At 70.8% G+C, this 24,603-nt stretch carries 7 protein-coding genes; 3 read left to right on the top strand and 4 right to left on the bottom strand.

Annotated elements, in window-relative coordinates; translation table 11 throughout:
• Positions 1 to 19 precede the first annotated feature (19 nt).
• From IT355_15150 to IT355_15140, 3 genes are read right to left on the bottom strand one after another with little or no spacing between them, the layout of a single operon-like run.
• Entirely contained in the window at positions 20 to 2,239 is a 2,220-nt protein-coding gene (locus IT355_15150; protein MCC7054606.1) for a PQQ-binding-like beta-propeller repeat protein, read from the bottom strand.
• 15 nt (positions 2,240 to 2,254) lie between these two features.
• Positions 2,255 to 2,722: a c-type cytochrome gene (locus tag IT355_15145; GenBank protein ID MCC7054605.1), complete on the bottom strand. Its 468-nt coding sequence runs from the start codon at positions 2,720 to 2,722 to the stop codon at positions 2,255 to 2,257.
• A gap of 39 nt (positions 2,723 to 2,761) precedes the next feature.
• Positions 2,762 to 4,132, bottom strand: a complete 1,371-nt coding sequence (locus IT355_15140) for a HupE/UreJ family protein (GenBank protein ID MCC7054604.1) — start codon at positions 4,130 to 4,132, stop codon at positions 2,762 to 2,764.
• Between the two features lie 115 nt (positions 4,133 to 4,247).
• Between IT355_15140 and IT355_15135 the strand changes: the two genes are divergently transcribed.
• The 3 genes from IT355_15135 (at position 4,248) to IT355_15125 (ending at position 9,526) form a co-directional block, all read left to right on the top strand.
• Entirely contained in the window at positions 4,248 to 5,447 is a 1,200-nt protein-coding gene (locus IT355_15135) for a hypothetical protein (GenBank protein ID MCC7054603.1), read from the top strand.
• A gap of 44 nt (positions 5,448 to 5,491) precedes the next feature.
• Entirely contained in the window at positions 5,492 to 6,172 is a 681-nt protein-coding gene (locus IT355_15130; protein MCC7054602.1) for an HAD-IA family hydrolase, read from the top strand.
• Between the two features lie 117 nt (positions 6,173 to 6,289).
• Complete coding sequence (locus IT355_15125; protein MCC7054601.1) at positions 6,290 to 9,526, top strand: hypothetical protein; 3,237 nt, start codon at positions 6,290 to 6,292, stop codon at positions 9,524 to 9,526.
• A gap of 63 nt (positions 9,527 to 9,589) precedes the next feature.
• Here the strand turns inward: IT355_15125 and IT355_15120 are convergent, their stop codons facing one another.
• The gene (locus IT355_15120; GenBank protein ID MCC7054600.1) at positions 9,590 to 24,304 is read right to left on the bottom strand and encodes an amino acid adenylation domain-containing protein; all 14,715 of its coding nucleotides are present in this window, start codon (positions 24,302 to 24,304) and stop codon (positions 9,590 to 9,592) included.
• Positions 24,305 to 24,603 lie beyond the last annotated feature (299 nt).

Genomic DNA, 24,603 nt, shown 5'->3' with positions numbered 1-24,603 from the left:
CGCAGTTCGCAGTTGCAGTTCAGGGCAGCCTGAGCGCGACGAGCGAGGTGGAGCTGCCGGCGCCGGTGGCGAAGACGATGTATTGCTTTCCCTTGTGCATGAACGTCATCGGCACGGCGGTGGTGCGGGACGGGATCTCGACGGCGCCGACCTGGCGGCCGGTGGCCTTGTCCACGGCGAAGAGCTGCGGGGTGGCGTTGGGCACGCCGCCGCTGCGCCCGGTGCCGTAGATGAGCAGCGACTTCGTGACCATGATCTGTGCCTGGCCGCTGGCGGGGCGGGGTGGGAGCGTGACGCCGGCGAAGAGCGGGTCGGTGCTGCGCACGGGGATCGTGCCGCCGTTCGGGGTCCACCACTTCTTGTCACCGGTGTTCATGTCGTAGGCGGTGATGCCGCCCAGCTCGCGCGGCTTGAGGATGGAGACGCCGCCGAGCATCGCCATGCTGCTGCGACCCTCGAACCCGCCGCCGCGCGAGGTGGGGGCGACGTAGCCCGGCGGCGGGGCGAGGGCGCCGATCAGGCCGCAGTTGTCGCGCGGGGAGCTGTAGCGAAACTCGCTGCACGGATCCTTCTGCAGGCTGATCGTCGAGAGCCCGCTGAGGGCGGCGACGTAGATCATGCCCGTCTCGGGGTCGAAGGCCGCGCCGCCATCGATGTTGACGCCGCCGGAGGCGCCGGGGGCGTACCACGAGCACTTCGGGCCGGTGGCCGCATCTGCCGCGGCACCCGGAATGAAGTACGGGCCCATGCGGCAGCGCTGCGCGAGCTTGAGCGCGGAGTCGCGGATGGCCGGTGTGTAGTCGATCAGGTCCGTCGCGAGCAGCCCCTGCTGCGAATACGGCGCGGGCCGGCTCGGGATCGGCTGCGTGGGCGACGTGCGCTCACCCGGCACGGTGCTCTGCAGCACCTTCGTCTCCACGATGGGCCAGATGGGCTGGCCAGTGACACGATCGAAGGTGTAGAGCCAGCCCTGCTTGGTGGGCTGGGTGACCGCCTTGCGGCGCTGGCCGTTGACGGTGATGTCGATCAGGTTCGGCGCCATGGGGGCGTCGTAGTCCCAGATGTCGTGGTGCACCATCTGGAAGTGCCACTTCCGCTGCCCGGTCTTCGCGTCGATGGCGACGAGCGAGTTGCCGAACAGGTTGTTGCCGGGGCGATGGCCGCCGTACTCGTCCATCAGCGGCATGCCGACGGGGATGTAGACCATGCCGAGTTCGGGGTCGGCGGAGTAGGTGGCCCACGCGTCGTTCTTGCCGACCCCCTCGGTGTTCACGGCCGAGCCGTTGGTCCACGTCTCGGCGCCGAACTCCCCCGGCTGCGGCACGAGGTTGAACTTCCACACCTGGCGGCCGGTGCGCACGTCGAAGCCGCGCACGAAGCCGGGGATGTTGCGCACGCGGATGGGGTAGTAGCCGTGGATCGACGAGTTGCCGACGATGATCATGTCGCCGACCATGATGGCCGGCGAGCTGGCGCCGATCTGGCCGTTCACGGGATCGATGCCGATGGTGCCGTCGGCGCCGGTCTTCGTCACCGGGTCCCAGGTCTCGCCTGGCTTCGCCTTGCGTGCGGGCGCGGCGTCGGAGATCACGAGCGAGCCGGAATCATCCACGGCCAGCGCCACCAGCGGGTACCCGAGGCCGTCCTGCAGGTCGACGACGCCGTTGGTGCCGAACTTCGGGTCGGGCACACCGGTCTTCGCATCGAGCGACACCATGTGGTAGCCAGGCGTGACGACGATGACGCGCTCCTCGGTGCCGTCGGTCCAGTAGGTGGGGCCGCGACCGGCGAACTGACGCGGCGCCTTCTGCCACCGGATGCCTTCCTCGAGCCGGTACATCCAGAGCGTCTCGCCGGTCTCGGGCTCGATGGCCATGACCGAGCGCCGGGTGGTGGCCACGGTGAACAGGCGGCCGTTGGCGTAGAGCGGCGTGGTGCGGTAGTACTCGTCGGGACCGAAGGTGCCCGCGTTCCACTGCCACGCCTGCTCCAGCCGGTTGAAGTTCGACGCGTTGATCTGGTCGAGCGGGGAGTAGCGTGTGCTGTGCGCGTCACCACCCCAGTAGCGCCACTCGCCGGTGGCGTTGCCGCGCACGAGGCCGGCCATTTCCGGCCGGGTGCCGCCGGGTGCGCTGGCGGGGCGCGGCCCCTGCGCGAACGCCGGGGCAGCGAGGAACGGGGCAGGTGCGACCGCGCAGGCTGCAACCGTGACTGCGACGGCGAGGAGACGCGTCTTCATCAGCGGGCTCTGGGTTCAGGGAACGGCGGGGACGGAGTCGAGACGGATACTCTGCAACGCGGCGGAGTCGGCGGCCAGAGGGACGGGCCCGGTGGGCATGCCGTTCATGCGCAGCAGGAAGGCCAGGGCGAGGGTGTATTCCTGGTCGCTGAGCGAGCGCGGCTCGTTCTTCGGCATCTCGCGCCGGATGTACGTGTACAGGTCGCCGAGCGACTTGCCGAACCACTTGTTCCGGAACGGCGGGCCGCTGTGCTGGGTGGGCGTGTGACAGCTCTGGCAGCGCATCGCGAAGAGGTCCTTGCCCTTCGTCGCCTGCGCGAGGGTGTAGACGCCGTCCATCGTGGTGCGCGTCGAGTCGCGGCGCGTGGCCGGGCGCACCCGGCCGGCCGCCTCCGCCTCGCGGGCGGAGCGCAGGCCGGAGAGTCCCGCCGCGCCAAGCAGGGCAGCCACGACCGGAAGAACGAGGCGACGGAGAGGGGCCACGGTGTGTGCGCGGGTCGTGTGGCGGGCCGGAGGGTCCTGTCAGGACCGGCGGGAGACGCGCAGAATCTGCCGCATGGACAGGGCCACGGCCAATGCCACGGCGGCGAGCAGCGACAGGCGCATGGCCACCAGTGCCGTGGCGGCGTCTGCCGCAGGCCATCCGATGCTGCCCCGGAAGCGGCCCAGCTCGGCCGCACGTGCCGTCATCCAGTGCCATGCCGTGTGGGCCACGATCACCGACAGCACGATGGTCAGCACCCGCTCCCGAGTGCGGCCGGCATGGCGACGAAGCAGCCACAGCAGCGGCACGGCGACTGCCAGCGCCGTGACCTGCCCGGCCTCGACTCCGAGGTTGAAGGCAAGCAGCGCGCTCACGAGGTTGCCGCCGGCGAATTGCAGCGAGTCGGACAGCGCGAACGAGAAGCCGAAGCCGTGCACGAGGCCGAAGGTGAAGGCGATGGCCCAGCGCGATGCCAGCCGCTCGTCGGTGAGCACGATGTTCTCGATCGCGACCCAGATGATGGAGGCCGCGATCAGCGCCTCCACCAGCGGCGGGAACCAGAGCCGGCCAGGCACCACGCCGAGCGCGGTGGCGGCGAGCGTGATGGAGTGGGCGACCGTGAAGGCGGTGATGGTGGTGACGAGTGACCGGAGCCCGCGGAGGCCGAGCACCAGGCAGCAGACGAACAGCAGGTGATCGTATCCCGCGAGGATGTGGAGGAAGCCCGCGCGTGCGAACCGGACGCCGGTCTGGTACCACGCCGGGTCGAGGGGGACCGCGCCGGGGTTGCCGTCATACACCAGGGTGCGTGTGCGGCCATCCGCCATCACCACCTGCAGCAGGCTGGTGGTGCGGATGCCGAGTGAGGCCAGTGCGGGGTGGAGCACGAGGCGCGCGCCTGGTGACGGCAGCGTGTACTCCAGCGCGACGTCGAGCAGCACCTGCTGCCACTGGATCCGCTGGGAATCGATGGGTGCGCGGGCGAAGGCGGCGCGCGCACTGCGTGGATCATCGAAGCTGCGGTCACTGGGCAGGGCCAGGCGCGTGCCGGTGATGCGTGGGGCGCCGAGCGTCGTGCCATCGGCGGTGATGTCGATGGCAGTCACGAGCCAGGTCTGCGCGGCGCCGGGGAGGAGGGTGCGCGCGCGCACGAGGTCGAGCGAGCCGTCGGCCCGCAACGGGAAGTCCACGTCGCGCATGGCCTCGAGCGGCACGCGCAGCAGGAGATGCAGCGTGCGGCCCTCGCGCTGGACGACGCCGCGGATGGCCACGCGCTCCGGGACCTCGTGGGCGCGCGCGGGTGTGGTGGCGAGGAGGAGGGCGATGGCCGCGCAGAGGCTGCGGCGGGCGACACACCAGCCCGCCGCGAGCCGCGATGTGATGCCGGGCCACTCTCTCTGGTGCATCATTGCGGTGAGATATAGCATTGCTCGCAGTTTCGCACCCAGTGGCGGTGGGGAATGCGCGCGGGGATCCTGCGTGGACGCAGCGGTCGGGCCCTCACAGCAGCACCGGAGCATCGCGATGAAAGCCAGGCGTATCCCACGGGCCGTGCCGATCCTCGGCGCGGTGATCGTCTCGCTGGTGCTCGGGCAGCGACAGCTGGCACGGGCGGTGGAGCGCCAGGCGGTGATGGCGCCGTCGTTCGAGGTCGATCCGCTCTGGCCGAAGCCGCTGCCCAATGGCTGGCTGCTGGGGATGGTGATCGGGCTGGGGATCGACTCGCGTGACCATGTCTTCATCGTGCATCGCGGCGGCGCCACGCTCAATGCCCGCACCGAGGCGGGGTATCCGCTGGTGGGGCCGTGCTGCTCGGCGGCGCCGCCGGTGCTGGAGTTCGATCCCGAGGGCAACCTGGTGAACTCGTGGGGCGGTCCGGCGGCGGGATACAGCTGGCCGAGCAGCAACCACGGCATCGCGATCGACCACCTCGACAACGTCTGGATCGGCGGCAACGGCACGCCGGATTCCACGCGTGGCATCGGGTTCGACTCGCACATCCTGAAGTTCGCGCATGACGGGAAGTTCCTGCAGCAGATCGGCGTGCCGGGCCGTCCGGCGGACTCGAAGTCGATGGACTCGTTCGGGCGCGTGGCGAAGGTGTCGTTCGACGTGCGCGCGAACGAGGCGTACGTGGCCGACGGCTACGGCAACCGGCGGGTGGCGGTGCTGGACATGAACACGGGGGCGATCAAGCGGTTCTGGGGCGCATACGGCAACGTGCCGAGCGACTCGAACTACGGCCCGTACATCCCGGAACGCCCGCTGATCCCGCAGTTCCGCACGCCGGTGCACTGTGCGGAGCCCACGCCCGATGGGCTGGTGTACGTGTGCGACCGCGTGAACAACCGCATCCAGGTGTTCCGCAAGGACGGCACGTTCGTGAAGGAGGTGCGCGTGGCGCCGCAGACGCGCGGTGACGGGGCCGTCTGGGACATCGCCTTCAGCCGCGACCCGCAGCAGAAGTACCTGTACCTGGCCGACGGCAAGAACGAGCGGGTGTACATCATGGATCGGGAGAGCCTGTCGATCCTGACCGCGTTCGGGGATGGCGGCCGGCAGCCGGGGCAGTTCTTCGCGGTGCACTCCATCGCCACCGACTCGCGCGGCAACATCTTCACGACCGAGACGTACGAGGGGAAGCGGCTGCAGCGGTTCGTGTACAAGGGGTTGAAGCCGGTGGTGAAGGCCGACCAGGGCGTGTTGTGGCCGCAGGCGCGGTGATGCCGCGGGGGGACGCGTCCAGCCCCGTCGCCGCGTAGCGCGCGATGCCGACCCTCGACGTGCAGGCGGTGCTCTTCGACCTCGATGGGGTGCTGGTGGACTCGACGGAATGCGTCGAGCGCACGTGGCGCACGTGGGCCGCGGCGCACGGACTGGATGGCGACCTGGTCGTGCGCCACGCGCACGGCCGGCGGACCGCGGAGACGATCGCACTGGTGGCACCACAGCTCGCGGCGAGTGCGGAGGTGGCCGCGCTGGCGCAGAGCGAGGCGGCCGAGGCGCGTGGTGTGTACCCGGTCGCGGGCGCGGCGGCGCTGCTGACACAGTTGCCGCGTGATCGCTGGGCGATCGTGACCTCGGGGGTGCGTGCGGTGGCCGAGTTCCGGATCGGGATCGGCGGGCTGCCGATCCCGCGCGTGCTGGTGACCGCCGATGACGTGTCGCGCGGGAAGCCGGACCCCGAGGGATACCTGCGCGCCGCGGCGCTGCTCGGGGTGGATCCGTCGCAGTGCGTGGTGGTGGAGGATGCGCCGGCGGGGCTGGCGGCGGCGCGGGCCGCGGGCATGCACGGGATCGGGGTGCTCGGCACCGTCGATGCACGTGAGCTCGGTGATGCCGGGTTCGTGGTGCGATCGGTGGCGACGCTGGTGGTGGCGGAGCTCGTGGCCGCGGCGGGAGCCGCGGCGGGACCAGCCGGGCTGCGGATCAGCACGACCGCCGATTGACGCGTTCGCCCGCGAGGGCGTAGCATGGGAGCAGGACTCCCCACCCCCGAGGCGACTGCCGGCACGTGCGCGAGGCCTGCGCAGGTGCGGCGGTGCGACTCCGCGCCCCACGAGGTCATGATGCCCCGCACGCTCCGCGCCCTGCTTCCCGCGGTGATGGCGCTGTCTGCCATCCTCGCCCCACCCGCCGGCGCGCAGGGACCCGCTGCGCCAGCGATCCCCACGTCGGCGTTCAGCCAGTTGCACTGGCGCACGGTCGGTCCGGAGGGGAACCGCTTCACCTCCGCCGCCGGCATTCCCGGCGATCCGCTCACGTACTACGTGGGCGCGGCCTCGGGCGGGGTGTGGAAGACCACCGACGGCGGCGTGAACTGGAAGGCGATCTTCGATGCGCAGCCGGTGCAGTCGATCGGGGCGCTGGCCGTGTCACGCTCCGACCCGAACGTGGTGTGGGCGGGCACGGGCGAGGCGCACATCCGGAGCCACATCTCGATCGGGCAGGGGATCTACAAGTCGGTTGATGCCGGCCGCACCTGGACGTTGATGGGCCTGGAGAAGACGGGACGCATCGCGCGCGTGGTGGTGCACCCGACCAACCCGGACGTGGTGGTGGTGTGCGCGCTGGGACATGCGTACGGGCCGCAGCAGGAGCGTGGCATCTTCCGCACGGCCGACGGGGGCGCGACCTGGACCCGGGCGCTGTTCGTTGACGAGCACACCGGCTGCTCGGACCTGATCGCGGACCCGAAGAACCCGCGGACGCTGTTCGCCGGCATGTGGCAGATCGAGATCCACACCTGGGGCCGGACGAGCGGGGGACCCGGGGGTGGCCTGTTCATCTCGCGCGACGGCGGCGTGACCTGGACGCGCCAGGTGGGACACGGGCTGCCGGTGAAGCCGGTGGGCAAGGTGGCGGTGGGGATCTCGACGTCGAACCCGGACCGGGTGTTCGCGATGATCGAGACCGGCGACGGCCTGCCCTGGGAGGGGCGCGAGACGGAGAGCGGCCAGCTCTGGCGCTCGGAGGATGGCGGGGCGAACTGGGCGCTGGTGAGCCGTGACCGCAACGCGATGGGTCGCGCGCACTACTACTCGCGCATGGTGGTCGCGCCCGACGATCCCGACGAGGCGTACTTCCTCACCGCGTCGTTCGCGAAGACGATCGACGGCGGCACCACCATCGCGGTCCTGCAGCGCAACGCGGCGCCTGGCGGCGACCATCACGACATGTGGATCGACCCGACGAATGCCCAGCGGATGATCGTGGCCCACGACCAGGGGCTGTCGATCTCGCAGAACCGCGGGGCGACCTGGTTCCGCCAGCGGCTGCTGAATGCGCAGATCTACCACGTGACGGTGGACAACGAGATCCCGTACAACGTGCTCGGCAACAAGCAGGACGAGCCGTCGTACCGCGGGCCATCGAACAGCCGCGTGCAGGGCTTCGGCGGCGATGGCGGCATCTCGCGCGGGATGTGGCACTCGGTGGGCGGCGGCGAGAGCGGCTGGGCCACACCGGACCCGACCAACAGCAAGCTGATCTGGTCCACCGCCTCGGGCTCCGGGATGGTGGGTGGCATCGTCGTGCGCTTCGAGGAGGAGCGGCGCCAGTTCCGCAACGTGGAGGTGTGGCCGCAGCAGTCGAACGGTCCTGCCGACGGCGTGAAGTACCGCTTCGTGTGGGATGCACCGCTGCTGATTTCCCCGCACGACCACAACACGCTCTACACGGGGAGCCAGCACCTGCACCGCACGCAGGACGGCGGCCAGAGCTGGCAGGTGATCTCCCCCGACCTCACGCTGAACGATCGCAGCCGCATGGGCAGCTCTGGTGGCCTCACGCCGGACAACATCGGCGTGGAGTACGCGGGGGTGGTGTACGGTATCGCCGAGTCACCGCTGGCGAAGGGCACGATCTGGGTGGGGACGAACGACGGGCAGGTGCAGCTCACGCGCGACAACGGCGCGACGTGGACCAACCTGACGCGGAACATCACCGGCCTGCCGGCGTGGGGATCGGTGCGCAGCATCGCGGCCTCGCGGTACGATGCAGGCACGGCGTATCTCACGGTGGATTTCCACCAGGTGAACAACCGCGACCCGTTCATCTACCGCACCACCGACTTCGGGCGCACCTGGAAGCTGATCGTCAATGGCATCCCGAAGAGCATGCTGAGCTACGCGCGGATCATCATCGAGGACCCGGTGCGGCGCGGCCTGCTGTACGCGGGCACGGAGAACGCGATCTACGTGTCGTTCGATGCCGGCGAGAACTGGGCCCCGCTGCAGAACGACCTGCCCCGTGCGCCGGTGTCCGGGATCGTGGTGCAGGAGCACTTCAGCGACCTCGTGATCTCGACCTACGGTCGCGGGTTCTGGATCATGGACGACATCACGCCGCTGCGGCACATGACGCCGGCGATCCTCGCGTCGGATGCGCACCTGTTCCCGGTGCGCGACGCCTATCGGTTCCGGCCGATCACGGCGCCGAGCACCACCTACGACGACCCGACCACGGGCGAGAATCCCCGCTATGGCGCGTCGATCAACTACCACCTGAAGGCGCCGGTGCCGGGGGGCGTGAAGGTCACGATCCTCGACGACAAGGGCACGGTGGTGCGGAGCTTCGCGGGGACCAACGCCGCCGGCGTGAACCGGGTGTACTGGGACCTGCGCCACGAGCCGTCGATGGAGGTGCGGCTGCTCACCAGCCCGTTGTACGCGGAGCACATCGTGACGGGTCCGGCGGGACGCGCGGCCCCCGGCACGGCGCGCCTGAGCGTGCTGGCGGGGCCCGGCCGGTACACGGTGCGCATCACCGCCGGCGCGGTGGAGCAGTCGCAGCCGCTGGTGGTGCGGAAGGATCCCAACTCCGGCGGCACCGAGGCAGAGATCCTCGAGCAGAACCGCGCACTGCTGGCGCTGCGGAAGGACCTGAACGACGCCGCGGATGCGGTGCAGCGGGTGGAGTCGGCGCGGGTGCAACTGCAGGGGATCATCCGTGCCGTGGAGGACTCGACCGTGCGGCGCGCGGCGATGCGCATGGCGCAGCAGCTCACGGACCTGGAGATGAACCTGGTGGACCTGCGCCAGACGGGCACCGGCCAGGACGGCGTCCGGTTCGCGTCGAAGCTGATTGCGAAGCTGGGCTACCTGGCCAACGGCATCGCCAGCAGCGACTATCGCCCCACCAACCAGCACGGTGAGGTGCAGGCGATCCTCGACACCGAACTCACGGGCCACCTCTCGGCGCTGGAGACGCTGGTGAGCCGGGACCTTGCCGCATTCAACGAGCTGCTGAAGCAGCGCGGCATCCCGAACGTCGTGATCCGGGGGCGCGGGCCGGTCTTCTGAGGGACCGCGCCGGAGGGTGACCGGACCCGGGTGCCGCGGATGTCGCGGTGCCCGGGTTCGTGCCTACGCGAGGTAGCCCTGCAGGCCGGGCACCAGGGTGTCGACGGCGGCCGGTGCGAACACATTGAGGTGGTCGCCGGGCACCATGATCATCTCGAGCTGCCCGATCCATGGGCCCCAGCCGTAGTCGGCCGGCAGGTCGCACCCCTCGATGTCGGCCGACGACTTGACCAGCAGCGCATTGCTCACGCGGCGTCGCGGCGCGTAGTCCACCAGCAGCTGCTGGTGGAGCTCGTTGAGGTAGAACGCGCGATCCTCGAGCGACGTGAGCGTGCCGTTCGTCCACGCGGCGCTGCAGCGACGGACCTTCTCCTGGTGCGCCCGCTCGTCCGAGCGCCGGGTGGCGATCCGGCCGAGGATCTTGCCGCAGCGCACCAGCAGCGTGTCGGAGCCGAAGCGCCGCCAGGCCACCGTGACGCGACGCGCGAACCCGTGACGGTTCTCGACGCTGGTGACGGGGTTGGCGGAATCGAAGATCACGAGCCGGACGGGAATGCCCTGCGCCTCCAGCCGGCCGGCGATCTCGAACGCGATGATGCCACCGAAGGAGTACCCGCCGATGCGGTATGGCCCCTCCGGCTGTTTCGCGCGGATCATCGCGAGGTAGTCGCTGACCAGGGTGTCGAGGTCGGGCACGTCCAGGTCACGCCGGTTGAGCGAGGGCGACTCGATGGCGTACACGGGGCAATCCACCCCTGCCAGCTTGGCGACCAGCGCATGGTAGAACATCACGCCACCGTCGCCGCCGTGGATCAGGAAGAGCGGTGCGTCGCGGCCATCCCTGCGCAGGGTGGCGAACAACTCGTTCGTCGGTGCCGATGGCGCCGCGTTGACCGGCGCGGCAGGGGATGTCACCGGCGCTGCCACGGGTTCGGTCGGCGCCGGTGCCGACGCCACCGTCGCAGCAGACTTGCGATCGATCTCGGTGGCCAGCGTGCGGATGGTCGGATGCTCGAAGAGCACGGCGAGCGGGCTCACGAACCCGAACTCGGTCTCGAGCCGGTTGAACAGCCTCAGTCCGAGCAGGGAGTGCCCGCCGAGGTCGAAGAAGGTGTCGGTGACGCTGAAGCGCTGCCGGCCGAGCAGCTCCGACCAGATCCGGTGCAACGCCCGTTCGGTGGCGGTGGCCGGCGGCTCGTCCGTCGTCGTCGTTCCGTCCGCCGCCGCCGTCGGCGCGGTCATCCCGGCCTGCATCTGCGCGAGCAGCGCACGGTTGTCCACCTTCCCCGTGGGCGACAGCGGCAAGGCTTCGACGAAGACGACGGATGCCGGATGCATGTGGCGCGGGAGCGCACGCTGCACGGCATCCATGATCTCACCGAGCGCCGACGCATCGCCGGTGCAGAAGGCGACCAGCGACTTGCCTGCCACCGCATCGTCCTGCACCACCACGCGGCACGCGCTCACGCGGGGATGCGCCGCGATCACCGCCTCGACCTCGCCGGGTTCGATGCGGAATCCGCGGATCTTGACCTGCTGGTCGATGCGGCCGACGAACTCGATCTCCCCGTCGGGGAGCATGCGGCAGCGGTCGCCGGTGCGGTACAGCGTCGGCGCGGTCGTGGTGGCGTCGGGATTGGGCACGAAGGCGGCAGCCGTGAGCTCCGGACGGTTCAGGTAGCCGAGTGCCAGGCCGGCGCCGCCGGTGCACAACTCACCGGCCACGCCGGCCGGCACCGGGCGCAGCTGCTCGTCGAGGATCACCACGGTGGTCCCGGGCACCGGCCTGCCGATCGGGATCGAGGTGCGCGACAGGTCGGCGCGCGTGACCTCGTGGAGTGTGGTGAAGGTGGTGTTCTCGGTGGGACCGTAGCCGTTGACGAGGCGTGTGGCCGGCATGAGGTCCAGCGCCCTCGCTACATGGCGCATGCTGAGCACGTCGCCACCGGCGAGCAGGATGCGCAGCGGGGAGAGCGCCGACGGCCGTTCATCGATCATGGCCTGGAAGAGCCCCGACGTGAGCCACATGATGCTCACGCCATACCGGCCGAGGCTCTCCGCGATCTCGTGGATCGTGAGGGTGCCGGGTTCGGGAATGGCGAGGCAGGCCCCGTTCAGCAGTGCACCCCAGATCTCGAGCGTCGAGGCGTCGAACGACAGCGGCGAGGCGAAGAGGAACACGTCGCTGCTGCTGATGTCGATGCACCCGGGCCGCTGCACGAGGCGCGCGATGCCGCGGTGCGGCACCATCACACCCTTGGGCCGCCCGGTGGAGCCGGACGTGAACATCACGTAGGCCAGGTCGTCGGGGCGGATGGTCGCGCGTGCCGGTGGCGGCGACTCCTCCGGCAGGAGGCCGTCGAACAGCCGCGACATCGTCGCCTCGTCGAGCGTGAGCGACGGCGAGGCATCCTCGCGCAGGTGGCGCTTGTGCTCCGCGGGATAGGCCGGATCGATGGGCACGTACGCGGCGCCGCACTTGAGGATCGCCACCACGGCGATCACGAACTCTGCCGAGCGCTCCACGTCGAGCATCACGCGCGACCCCGGCGAGACGCCTGCCGCGGCCAGCCGCCGGCCGAGCGCATTCGCGAGGCGGTCCACCGCCGCATACGAGTATTCCCGATCGCGCGAGCGCAGGGCGATGGACGCCGGCGCCCGCCGCGCCTGTGCCTCGAACAGCGAGACGACGTCGACGGTCTCGGTGCCGATGGACGGTGCCGCGGCCACGTCGGCCGGCGCCAGGTCGGGCACGCGGCTCGCGATCGGCAGTGCCGCCAGCGGCGTGGCGGGATCCGTGTGCACCACGGCCGCCAGCCAGTCGATCATCAGGTCGAGCCAGCCTTCCACGCGCGCGCTGCTGAACCGGTCGGCCCGGGCGTTGGCCAGCAGCGAGAAGCGGCCGTGGTCGTCGGTGGCGTAGAGGCTCAGGTCGAAGGTGGAGACGAGCTTCGGGTTCACCTGCAGCCGTGCGGCGATGCCGTCGCCGGTCCACGACGGCGAGGTGGTCTCGAGCGTGAACGTGACCGACACGGGCGGGAGCCGCCGGCCGGCCGGCAGTTCGCGCAGGATCCGCGAGAGCGTGGTCTGCTGGCGGTCGAGAGAATCGAGGATCAGCCCGCGGTTGTCGGCGAGGAAGTCACCGACGGAGATGCCGGGCGTGGCGAGGCAGGGCAGCGGCAGGAAGTGCACGCCATGCCCGCAGAGGCCCGGCAGGCCGGCGGCGGCCTGGCTGGCGACGGGGGTGCCGATGCAGAAGGCGTCCTGCGCGGAGATCCGCGCCAGCGTGTCGCGATACGCGGCGAAGAACAGCGTGTAGGGCGTGACGCGCCGCTCCCGGCAGAAGGCCAGCAGCGCGCGGCCAAGGTCGTCGGGGACGAGTCGGGTGGCGGCGCGGCTGGCGAACGAGGTCGTGCCGTCGCGCAGGTCGGCCGGCAGTGCCAGCGTCGGCGGGAGCGACGCGAGACGTTCCACCCAGTACGCGGTGTCCTCGGCCCGTGCCTGGACGACGTCGGGGAGCGCCTGCCGGTCGACGAAGTCACGGAATGGGGTTGCCGCCGGCACGTCACCCGGCACGCCGGTGGCGACACGGTACTGCGCGAGGAGGTCCTCGTAGATCACGCCGAACGACCAGCCGTCGCAGACGGCGTGGTGCGCGACGATGAGCAGCTCGTGGCTGGTGTCACCGAGTGCGAGCAGGTGGAACCGCACCAGCGGCCCCTCGTGCAGGCGGAACTCGGCGGTGATGACGCCGTCGCGGTACTGGCTGACCGCGTCGTCGGTCGCGTGGCGAAGGTCGATGTCGGTGACCGTCACCCCGCAGTGATTCGCCGGCACGAATCGCTGCGCACTGCCATCTCGCTCGAACACGGCACGCAGCGACTCATGGCGAGTCACCACGGCACGGACTGCCGTGTCGAGCGCACTACGGTCGAGCGTCCCGTCGAAGCGGATCGAGATCGACTCGTTGAAGGCGCGCGAGTGCTCCGCGCCCATTGCCGAGGTGACGACCAGTTCCTCCTGCTCCGGGGTGACGGGGGACACATCGCCGCCCGCCCCGCCGGGGAAGAAGCCGCCATCCTGCAGCGCGGTGATGCTGTCGCGGAACGCCGCCAGCACCGCCGCCACGTCATCGTCGGTGTGTGCGACCGAGAGGAAGCTCGGGCGCGTCTCCCAGATGTGCACGCCGCGCAGCCGCATGTGATAGAAGAACAGCGACGCGTACTTCAGCCCCGGGGCGAAGTTGATCATGAACATCGAGCTGAAGCGCGTGACCTTCACCGGCACGCCGGCGCTGTCGGCGAACGCGTTCATCGCGAGCACCAGCGCCTCGGTGCGGCGGTCGAGCGTCTCCTGCAGCGCCGGACCGCGCGCCTTGAGCTCCATCAGCACCGCCTTCGCCGCCGCCAGCACCAGCGGGTGGCGCACGAAGGTGCCGGCGAAGAACGTGACGCTGGCATCCGGCCCCGAATCGTCGCCGTAGTTCCACGCGCCGCCGTCCAGCGCGTCCATGTACTTCTTGCGGCCGGCCAGCGCACCGATCGGCATGCCGCCGCCCATCACCTTGCCGTAGGTGACCAGATCGGCGTCCACGCCGAACACCGCCTGTGCACCGTTGGGGTGGCAGCGGAAGCCCGTCACCACCTCGTCGAACACCAGGGCGATCTCGTGCTCGGCGGTGAGCGCCCGCAGCTGGTGCAGGAACTCGCGCGGCTGCAGGTCGGGACGCCGGCTCTGCACCGGCTCCACCAGCACCGCCGCCAGTTCATCCGCGTACTTGCGGATGAACTCCAGCGACTCGGGATTGCCGTACTCGAGGATCAGGATGTTCGCGAGCGAGTCATCGGTGATGCCCGGGGCGATCGGCGCGGTGGTGAGTTCACCGTTGCGCACCGTCGGGCGGCCCAGCACCTCGTCGAAGATGCCGTGATACGATCCCTGGAACACCGCGATCTTGTCGCGCTGACTCACCGTCCGTGCGATGCGGATGGCGGCGGTGACCGCCTCCGAGCCGGTGTCGCAGAACGTCGCGCGATCCTTGCCCGACACCTCGCACAACAGCTTCGCCACTTCACCCGCCAGTGGCGACGACGGGCCGATCTCGAAGCCGGTTGCCAACTGCTCCGCCACCGCGTTGACGACGAAGTCGGGGCGATGCCCGAACAGGCCGAGTCCGAAGCCGAGCGTGACGTCGATCCAGCGGTTGTCATCCAGGTCCCACAGCTGCGCACCCTGCGAGCGGGTCGAGACCACCGGATACACCATCTCCTTCCACAGCCGGTTGAAGCCGGCGCCCGCGCGCGGGTCGGCCAGCATCGCGCGGCTGTCGGCGATGTTCGCTTTCGACTTCGGCGTGCGCGCGGCGTAGGCCGCGATCAGCGCGTCGAGGTGCGCCTGCTGCTGCGCGGTGAGCGAGTGCGCCGCTGCGCCGCCGGTGGCGACTGGGCGGAACGGGCCGAAGGTGACCGGCGCGTTGCCCGCCTTGTGCAGCTGGCCGGCGGCGTAGCTCTTCCGTGCCGGCGCGGGAGCGACGGACGCGGACATCCCCACGTGCGCGCCGGGCATCAACTGCTGCAGCATCGCCTCGAGGCGCGCGACGCGGTCATCCAGGCTGCCGTCGCGTGCGACAGGCAGCGCGCCCATCGGCATCGTGAACGCCGGCATCACCGGCGCCGACTGCACCGGCTGGAACCTCGACGCGTCGAGCGTGGCATCCAGGAACCCGGCCAGCTTCTGCACCGAGTCGTGGTCGTCCATCAGGTGCTTGAAGGTGATGCGCGTGCCGAAGTGCCGGCTGAGCGTCGCGGCCGCCTGGCCGATCAGCAGCGAGTCGAGGCCCAGGTCCAGGAAGGTCGTGCCGATGGCGACGTCGTCGAAGCCGGTGACGCGCCCGATCTGCTCGCGCACCTCGGCCACGAGCCGGTCGCGGCGTGATCCAACGGGCGCCGGCGGACTGGCCGGAGCGGGCGGCGTGGCCGCGACGGTCGGGGTCACGGCCATTGGTGTGGCCTGCTGGCGTGCCGCGAGCGGCAGCACGAGGGTCCGGGCATTCGGCCAGAATCGCTTCCGTTCGAACGGGTACGTCGGGAGCGAAATGCGTCGTCGCACCTCGCCCGCGAAGTACGTGGACCAGCCGATGCGGCCACCGGCGGCCCAGAGGGTCCCAACGGTGTCGAGGAATGTCTCACGTGCAGTGTCCTTCGCCAGCGTGGTGATGGCGGGATAGTCGCCGCCATCGGTGATGGATTGCTTCGCGAACGTGGTGCAGCTGCGGCCGGGGCCCACTTCCAGCAGCGCGATGGTGCGATCGGCGGCGAGCGTGCGCACGCCCGCCGCGAACTGCACCGTGGCGCGGATGTGGCCGGCCCAGTAGTCGGGTGAGGCGATGTCGTCGGCGGTGGCCCAGGTGCCGGTCACGTTCGACACGAACGGCACCTGCGGCGCCGCGAACGTCGCGCCGGCCACCTCGGTGCGGAACGTGTCGACGACGGGCGCCATCATTGCGGAGTGGAAGGCGTGCGACGTGCGCAGGTCGCGGTGCGGCACGCCATCGCGCTCGAGGCGCGCCGCCAAGGCAGCGATCGCCTCGTTCGTGCCCGACACCACGGTCATGACGGGCGAGTTGATCGCCGCGATCTCCACACCATCGGCCAGCAGCGGGCGTACCGCGTCGGCGCCGAGTCGGATGGAAAGCATCGCGCCACCCGGCAGTGCGTTCACGAGCCGTCCGCGCGCCGCGATCAGGCGCAGCGCCGCGTCGAGCGGCAGCGCGCCCGACAGGCACGCCGCGGCATACTCGCCCACGCTGTGCCCCAGCATCGCGTGCGGCTGCACGCCATGGGCCTGCCAGAGCTTGCCCAGCCCGTACGACATCACGAACAGCGCCGGCTGCGTGATGCGCGTCTGGTTGAGCAATGCCTCGCCCGCCTCCGATGCATCGAACAGCAGCACGCGGATGTCGGCATTCAGCAGCGGCTGCAGGATCGTGGCACACGCATCCACCGCATCGCGGAAGACAGGCTGCGCCTCGTACAGCTGGCGACCCATGCCGGCGAACTGCGCCCCCTGGCCCGGGAACAGGAACGCCACCGGTAGGTCGCCCAGCGGTGAGGTGTGCCCCTGCGCGTCCGCGGCGCGCAGCTTCGCCACCGCCTCGGCCGTCGTGGCCGCCGTGATCGCGAACCGGTGCGAGAACAGCTCGCGGCCGGTGGCCAGCGTGAACGCCAGGTCGGGCAGCGAGGTCGCCGGGTGCCGCTCGAGGAAGTCCGCCAGCTGCTCGCGCTGCCGCTGCAGTGCCGCGCCGGTCTTCGCCGAGAGGAGGATCAGCTCCCGTTCACGCGGCGACGGCGACGAGGGCTCGCGTGCCGGTGCCTCCTCCAGCACCACGTGGGCATTCGTGCCACCCACGCCGAAGCTGCTGACACCCGCGCGCCGCGGCGCGCCGATCGAGACCCACGCCTCGTTCTGCGCCACGATGCGGAACGGCGACTGCTCGATGCGCAGCGACGGCAGCGGGCGCTGGAAGTGCAGCGTGGCCGGGATCACGCCTTCGCGCAGCGCCAGCGTGGCCTTGATGAACCCGGCCATGCCGGCCGCCGCATCGAGGTGGCCCACGTTGGACTTCACCGACCCGAGGCCCGCGAACTGGACGCGGTCGGTGTGCTCGCGATACGCCTGGACCAGCGCCTCGAACTCGATCGGGTCACCCAGCGCGGTGGCGGTGCCGTGGGCCTCGACGTAGCCGATGGTGTCGGGCGACACACCGGCCTGCTCGTACGCCTCGCGGATCGCGCCCGCCTGGCCTGCGACGCTTGGCGCGGTGAAGCTCACCTTGTCCGAGCCGTCGTTGTTGATCCCCACGCCCTTGATGACGGCGTGCACGGTGTCGCCATCGGCGAGGGCACGGTCCAGCGGCTTGAGGATTACCGCCGCGATGCCGTTGCTGAACACCGTGCCGGCGGCGCTGGCGTCGAACGGGCGCACGTGGCCGTCGGGCGAGGTGATGCCGCCGTCCTCGTGGTAGTAGCCGCGGTTCTGCGGGAAGGTGACCGACACCGCTCCCGCGATCGCCATCTCGCAGCGCCCGCCGCGGAGGGCATGGATCGCCTCGGCCATCGCCACCAGCGACGTCGAGCAGGCGGTGTAGATGTTCAGCGCCGGCCCGCTCAGGTTCAGCTTGTAGGCGGTGCGCGTGGCGAGATAGTCCTTCTCGTTGCCCATCATCACCAGCAGGTCGCCGAGCGACGCCCGCAAGCCGGTGTCGCCCTGCACGTACTGGTCGTAGTACGTGTTGTTGCTCATGCCGGCGAACACGCCGATGCGGTCGCGCACGCGTGAGGGCGCGTAGCCCGCGTCTTCGAGTGCGGACCAGGCGGTCTCGAGGAACAGGCGCTGCTGCGGGTCGGTGGCGGCGGCCTCGTTCGGCGAGATGCCGAAGAACGCGGCGTCGAACAGGTCGGGGTTGGCCAGCTGCCCGCGCCGCTGCACGTAGTGCCCCGCCGCGCGCATCGCCACCGGGTCCAGTCCCTCGGCGCGCAGCTCGTCATCGCTGAACGCGACGATCGATTCCACATTGCCGAGCAGGTTGCGCCAGAACTCGTCCACCGACGCGGCGCCGGGGAAGCGGCCGCTCATGCCGATGACGGCGATGTCGTCAGTGGCGGTCCGGTCGCGCGTGGCGCGGGCCACGCGCGGTGCGGCCTGGGGTGCAGGCTCCAGCGCAGCGGCCAGCTTCCGCACCGTGGGGTTGCTGAACACGTCCACCACGCTCAGCTCGCGATCCAGCTCGCGGCAGAGCAGCGCGTGCACGCGGATCAGCAGCAGCGAGTGCCCGCCGAGGTCGAAGAAGTTCTCGTCGATGCCGACGTCGCTGATGCCGAAGGCGCGCTCCCAGACCTTCGCGATACGGCGCTGGAGCGCGGTGATGGGCGGGTGACGCTCGGCGCTGCGCGGCACGTCGGCCAGCGATGGCGCGGTGACCGGGGTGATGGCCATCGCATCACGCAGGGCTGACACCGGCTGCGACGGCACGGCGGCCACGCGCGTGAGCACGTCGCACAGTGCGTCGAGCAGCGCGCGGGCGCCGGCATCGTCGAAGCGGCCGCCCTGGAAGATCAGGTCGAGGTCCAGCGACGGGCGACCCGGCTTCACCACCAGCGTCAGCGGGTAGTTCGTGCGCACCGGCGAGGTGAAGTCGCGGATGCCGACCTCCGGCGTCCACTGCATCGCGCTGTCGTCGATGGCGTAGTTCTGGAACACCAGCAGCGACTCGAACAGCTGCGCGCGGAGCGGCACCTGGCCCAGCTCCTGGATCTCGCGCAGCGGCAGGTGCTGGTGCTCGGAAAGCGCCACGGCGTCGGCCTGCAGGCGCAGCGCCAGAGCCTCGAACGGCTGCGCGTCGTCGAGCATGACGCGCACCGGGAGGTTGTTCACGAACGCACCGACCATCCGCTCCACGTCGTCCAGCTCGGCCGGCCGGCCTGAGAACGTGGCACCGAACACCACCTCGCTGCGCTGGGCCAGCTCCGCCAGCACGATCGCCCATGCCGCCTGCACGATGGCGTTGAGCGGACAACGCAGCCGCTTCGCGATGGCGGTGAGCTGCGAGGTGGTGCCGTCGCCGAGCGTGGCCGACAGCTCGCTGAACGTGGCGGTGCCGCGCGCCTGCGACGAGATGGCCGTCGGCTCGCGGAAGTGCATCAGGTAGTCGCGCCAGAAGGTGCGTGACGGTTCGAGGTCTACGGACTGGTACCAGCGCAGGTAGTCGCCGATCGAGGGGACCGGCTCCAGCGCGGGCTCGCGTCCCTCAGTGATGGCGCGGTACGCGGCCGAGACGTCGGCCAGCAGCAGCGGCCAGCTCCAGCCGTCGATCTGCAGGTGGTGATGCGTCCAGATCACGCGTGTCGGCGCGCCGGCCATCTCCACCAGCGTGAGGCGCATCAGCGGTGCCGCGTCGATGCGCAGCCCCTTCGCCGCGTCGGCGGCCAGCAGCGCCTCGAACTCGGCATCGCTCGCGATCTGCACCACCGACACCGGGATCGACACGCGCGGCCGCACCACCTGCACCGGGGCAACCATGCCGCGTCCGTGGAACTCGGTGCGCAGCGCGGCGTGGCGCGCGGCGGCGTGCTCGAAGGCGCCGCGCACGGCGTCGGCGTCCGCGCGCCCGGTGAGCGTCCAGTGCCACTGGTCCAGCGCCGCACCGGGCCGCGCCATCTCCAGCGTGTAGTAGAGCTGCTGCATCGGCGTGAGCGGCAGCACCGCCTCGACGTCGCCATCAATGGTCGCCTGCGATTGCGGCGCAGCGAGGGCGCGCGGTGCCGCAGGCTCGCCCGCTCCAGAGGCCAGGGTCCGCAACGCATCCGCGCACTGCTTCGCCATCGCGGCGACCATCGCCTGCGGCAGCGCGGCGAACGTCCACGTGAACTCGAGGCAGCCGTCCTTGATCCAGCTGTTCACTTCCAGCAGGTGCGCGCGCGACGAGCCGGCGTCGTACCACGACCCCGAGTCCTGCTTCGCGAACGCGAACAGCGTGCTGTCGGCGGTGACCTGGTCGAACCGGCCGAGGAAGTTGAACAGGACGTCGCGCGTCGGCTCGACGGGGCCGAGGAGGCCGAACGCGAAGCCGCGCTCCGGCACGGCGCGCATGGCGACCTTCGTGCGCTCGATCAGGTCGGCCAGCCGCGGGTCGCGGCCGGTGGTGAGCGCCAGCGGGTAGATGGTGGTGAACCACCCCACCGTGCGCGAGAGGTCGAGGGGTGACGCCTCGCGACGGCCGTGTCCCTCGAGGTCGATGGCGAGCGCATCCACGCCGGCCGACTGCGCGATTGCCCCAGCCACGCTGGCCACCAGCACCTCGTCGAGCTGCGCCCGCGCCGCCGGCACCGCGACGGACGTGAGCCGCTCTGTGTCTTCACGCGAGAGGCGCACGGTGATCGACCGTGACTCGCCGGCCGTGGTGGTCACGGCGGGCACGAACGGCTGCAGGCGGAAGCCACCCGCCTGGTGCGCCCAGTAGTCGCGTTGTGCGGTGATGGCGGGATCGGTTGCCAGCGACTGCACGTGCTGCGCCCACTGCACGAACGGGGTCGGCACCGGGTCCAGCGCCGTGCCGGTGAGCAGTGCCTCGAGGTCCTCGAGCAGGATGCGCCACGACACGCCGTCCACCGCGAGGTGGTGGATGGCGAGGTAGAGCTGGCGCCGCCCCGTGAACAGCACCACCGAGAGCATCGTCCCCTCGCCGATGCGCAGCGCGCGCTGGGCCTCGAGGCAGGTCGCGGTGAGCACGGTGTCGTCAATCGCCTCGGTCACCTCACGGAACGCGAACACCGGCGCGTCCTGCACCACCTGCTCACCCGTGCGGAACGCCGTGCGCAGTGCGGCATGGTGCCGAACCAGCGCCTCGAGCGCCGGCCGCAGCGCCGCTGTGGTGAGCGGCGTCGCGAGGTCGAAGAGGAACGACTGCGTCCAGTGATTCGGGTCGGGCAGGCGGTGCCGGAAGAACCAGTGCTGGATCGGCGTCAGCGGAGCGGCACCGCCGGGAGGCGCTGCCGCGACCGGTGCCGCGGCGGCGATGATGGGCTGGGCCACCAGCGCCAGCTGCCCCACCGTGCGGCGCTCGAACAGGTCGCGCGGCGTGAGCTTCAGCCCCGCGCGGCGCGCCTGCGACACGACCTGGATGCTGAGGATGGAGTCACCACCCAGCTCGAAGTAGTCCTCGTCACGCCCGACCCGGGGGAGCTTGAGCGCGCGGGCGAGGATGCCGGCGAGGATCGTCTCGGTCTCGCCCTGCGGCGGCTGGAAGGCGGCCCCGTCGCCGGGACGGACCACGTCCTCCGGGCGCGGGAGCGCCTTCCGGTCCACCTTGCCGTTGTTCGTGAGCGGGAACCGGTCCACGAACACAATCGCCGACGGGATCATGTACGGCGGCATGGACTCACCGGCGTGCTCGCGCAGCGCCTTCAGCGTGGCGGCCTCGCGGTCACCGACGACGTATGCCACGATGCGCTTCTCGGCGCCCGTGCCGAGCACCGTGACGAACGCCTCGCGCACGGCAGGGTGCCGCGCGAGCACCGACTGGATCTCGCCGAGCTCGATGCGGAAGCCCCGGATCTTCACCTGGTCGTCGCTGCGGCCGAGGTACTCCAGGTCCTGTGTCGGGAGGAAGCGTGCCACGTCGCCGGTGCGGTAGAGCGTCTCGCCGCCACGGAACGGGTGCGGCAGGAATCGCGCGGCGGTGAGTTCCGGCCGGTTGAGGTACCCTGCCGCGACGCCGGCGCCGCCGACGTGGATCTCTCCCGGCACCCCCACCGGCACCGGGTGGCCGGCCGGATCGAGGAGGTGGATCTCGAGGTCGGGGATCTGCCGGCCGATCACGCTGCCGCTGGCCAGGTCCGCGCGGCCGATCGGGCGGTACGTCACGTGCACCGTCGTCTCGGTGATGCCGTACATGTTCACGAGCTGCGGCTGCTGGTCCCCGTGCCGGTCGAACCAGGTCCGCAGGCTCTCCAGCTCCAGCGCCTCGCCGCCGAAGATCACGTAGCGGAGGGCCAGCGCCGACGGGGCCGCGGTGGAGCGCTCGTCGGCCGCGATGAGCTGCCGGAACGCCGATGGCGTCTGGTTCAGCACCGTGACCTGTTCGCGCACCAGCAGCGCGTGGAAGTCGTCGGGGGAACGCGTGACGTCGTACGGCACCACCACCACGCGTCCGCCGTAGAGGAGCGCGCCCCAGATCTCCCACACCGAGAAGTCGAAGGCGAACGAGTGGAACAGCGTCCACACGTCGTGCTCGCCGAAGTGGTAATACTGCTCGGTCGCCGTCATCAGCCGCGCGACGTTGCGGTTGGTGATGCGGCACCCCTTCGGCTTGCCCGTCGAGCCGGAGGTGAAGATCACGTACGCCAGGTCGTCGGGGTGGGAGGGCACGACCGGCGTGCCGCCGCTGCTGTCACCCGCGGCCTCGATCGCCTCGAAGGTGACGACCGTCGCCGTCGTCTCCGGGAGGGTGTGCACGAGGGCCTGCTGCGTGAGCAGCACCGGCGCCGCCGAGTCCTCGAGCATCCAGCGCAGGCGATCGGCGGGGTAGGCGAGGTCGATCGGGAGGTACGCCGCGCCGGCCTTGAGGATGCCGAGGATCCCGATCACGATCTCCGCCGATCGCTCCACGCAGAGACCGACTATGTCGCCGCGCTGCACGCCGTGCACCGCGACCAGCATGCTGGCCACGCGGTTCGACGCCACGTCCAGCTCGCGGTAGGTCCACGACTGCGACCCGAACGAGAGGGCGATGCGATCCGGGGTGCGCTCGACCTGCATGGCGTACCACTCGGCCAGCGTGCCGGGCACCGGATACTCGGTCGGCGATGCCCACACCGCATGCAGTGCCTGCAACTCGGCAGGCGTGGTGAGGCGGAAGGTGCGGAGCGCCGCATCGGGCGCGGCGGGGAACTGCACGAGCAGCGACCGCAGGTGGCCGAGCAGGCGCTGCACGGTGGCCAGGCTGAACCTCTCCTGGTCGAACTCGACCTTGAGGCGCAGCCGCTCGGTACCGTGGTAGGCGGCGACGGTGAGCGGGAAGTTGGTGCGCTCGTAAAGCTCCACCTCGCGCTGCGTCCACTCGCCGCCGCGTGCCTGCATCACCTCGCCGAGGTCGAAGTTCTCGAACACGAGGATGCTCTCGAACAGCGACTGCCCCTTCTCGATGTCGCTCCACGCCTGCACGCGGCCCAGCGGGGTGTGCTCGTGGGGCCGCATCGCAACCCACTGCGCGCGGAGCTCCGTGGCGAGCTGGGTGAGCGGCTTGTCCGGGTCCAGCGAGGCGCGCACCGGCAGCGTGTTGATGAAGAGCCCGATGGCGTCGTCCACGCCGTCGATCGACGACTTCCGGCAGGCGCGCGTGCCGCCGAAGACGACATCCGTCTCCGACGCGTAGCGGGAGAGCAGGAGCGCCCACGCCGCCTGCACCAGCGCGTGCACCGTGACCTCGGTGCTCTGCGCGAGTGACTCGAGGGCCGCCGTCTCGGAGGGGGAGAGGGTGATCTCCTCCTGCCAGTGCAGCGGGTCGGCGCCGCGATCGGGGAGCCCGTCCACCATGAGTGGCGTGGGCGCGGTGAAGCCGCGCAGCCGCTCCGTCCAGAAGGCCCGGGACCGCGACTCGAAATCCTGGCTGGCGCTCCACTCCGCGAAGCGGCGGAACTCCAGCCGCTGCGGCGCTGTCGGGGCGGCGATCCCGCGCCGGTGCGCGGCATGGCAGCGGAACAGGTCCTCCAGCAGCACCGGGAAGCACCGACCATCGACGATGGCGTGGTGCACCGTGAGGAGGATGCGCGTGTCGCCCGGCCCGTACTGCAGCACCGTGCCGCGGATCAGCGGCGCGTCGGCGAGGGAGAGGCCCTCCTGCCGATCGGCGAGCAGCTGCTGGCGGAAGTCGAGGGCGCGGGCGCCGGCCGGCACGGTGCTGCGGTCCAGGAATCGCACGGCAGGCTCCACGCCATCGACGATCTCCTGCCGCGGCTCCGCGCCGGTGTCCCAGAGGAAGCGCGTGCGGAGCACCGGATGCATCGCGGTGAGCGACGCGAGCGCCTGCGTGAACGCAGCCGGCTCGATCCGTTCCGGTGTCCGGCAGACGATCTGTTCGAGGTCCACCCCGCGGATGCCCCGGACCTCGTGGAACAGCATGCCCCCCTGCAGCGCGGTCAGCGGGTAGCCACGGCGCGGGCCGGCCGTGTCTCCCTCTCCCTGCTCCAGCGTTGGCGTGCGGTGTTCGAGTTCGTGGGGCATGGTGCGGTGAAAGCGTGAAGAGCAGGGCCGGACCCGCCGGCCTGCCCGCCTCGATGGGCGTGCGAGCCGGCGGCTGGACCGGGAACGGCAACGGACGAAACGCGGGAGCCGGCACGCCTGCGGCGACGCCCTGGGAGGCGGACGGTCCGCCTCCCCGGTGCTGATCACCCGACGTGACAGCGCGCAGGCCGTCAGTGCAGGGCGACCCTGTGTGGCTCGCCCTCCGGGTCCGACTTGCATCGTCGCAAGCAGGTCACAGGTTCGCGGTGGCGCGAATCCTGAGTCTCGGTACCGCCGAC

The sequence above is a fragment of the Gemmatimonadaceae bacterium genome, from assembly GCA_020851035.1.
GTDB lineage: Bacteria > Gemmatimonadota > Gemmatimonadetes > Gemmatimonadales > Gemmatimonadaceae > JACMLX01.
The sequence above is the reverse complement of the archived record's forward strand: the minus strand, read 5'-3'. Positions and strand labels throughout refer to the sequence as shown.

Excerpts from the sequence above, each read along its gene's own strand:
- IT355_15125 (MCC7054601.1), top strand. The coding sequence starts at position 6,290 with ATGATGCCCCGCACGCTCCGCGCCCTGCTTCCCGCGGTGATGGCGCTG.
- IT355_15120 (MCC7054600.1), bottom strand. The coding sequence starts at position 24,304 with ATGCCCCACGAACTCGAACACCGCACGCCAACGCTGGAGCAGGGAGAG.
- IT355_15140 (MCC7054604.1), bottom strand. The coding sequence starts at position 4,132 with ATGATGCACCAGAGAGAGTGGCCCGGCATCACATCGCGGCTCGCGGCG.
- IT355_15135 (MCC7054603.1), top strand. The coding sequence starts at position 4,248 with ATGAAAGCCAGGCGTATCCCACGGGCCGTGCCGATCCTCGGCGCGGTG.
- IT355_15130 (MCC7054602.1), top strand. The coding sequence starts at position 5,492 with ATGCCGACCCTCGACGTGCAGGCGGTGCTCTTCGACCTCGATGGGGTG.
- IT355_15150 (MCC7054606.1), bottom strand. The coding sequence starts at position 2,239 with ATGAAGACGCGTCTCCTCGCCGTCGCAGTCACGGTTGCAGCCTGCGCG.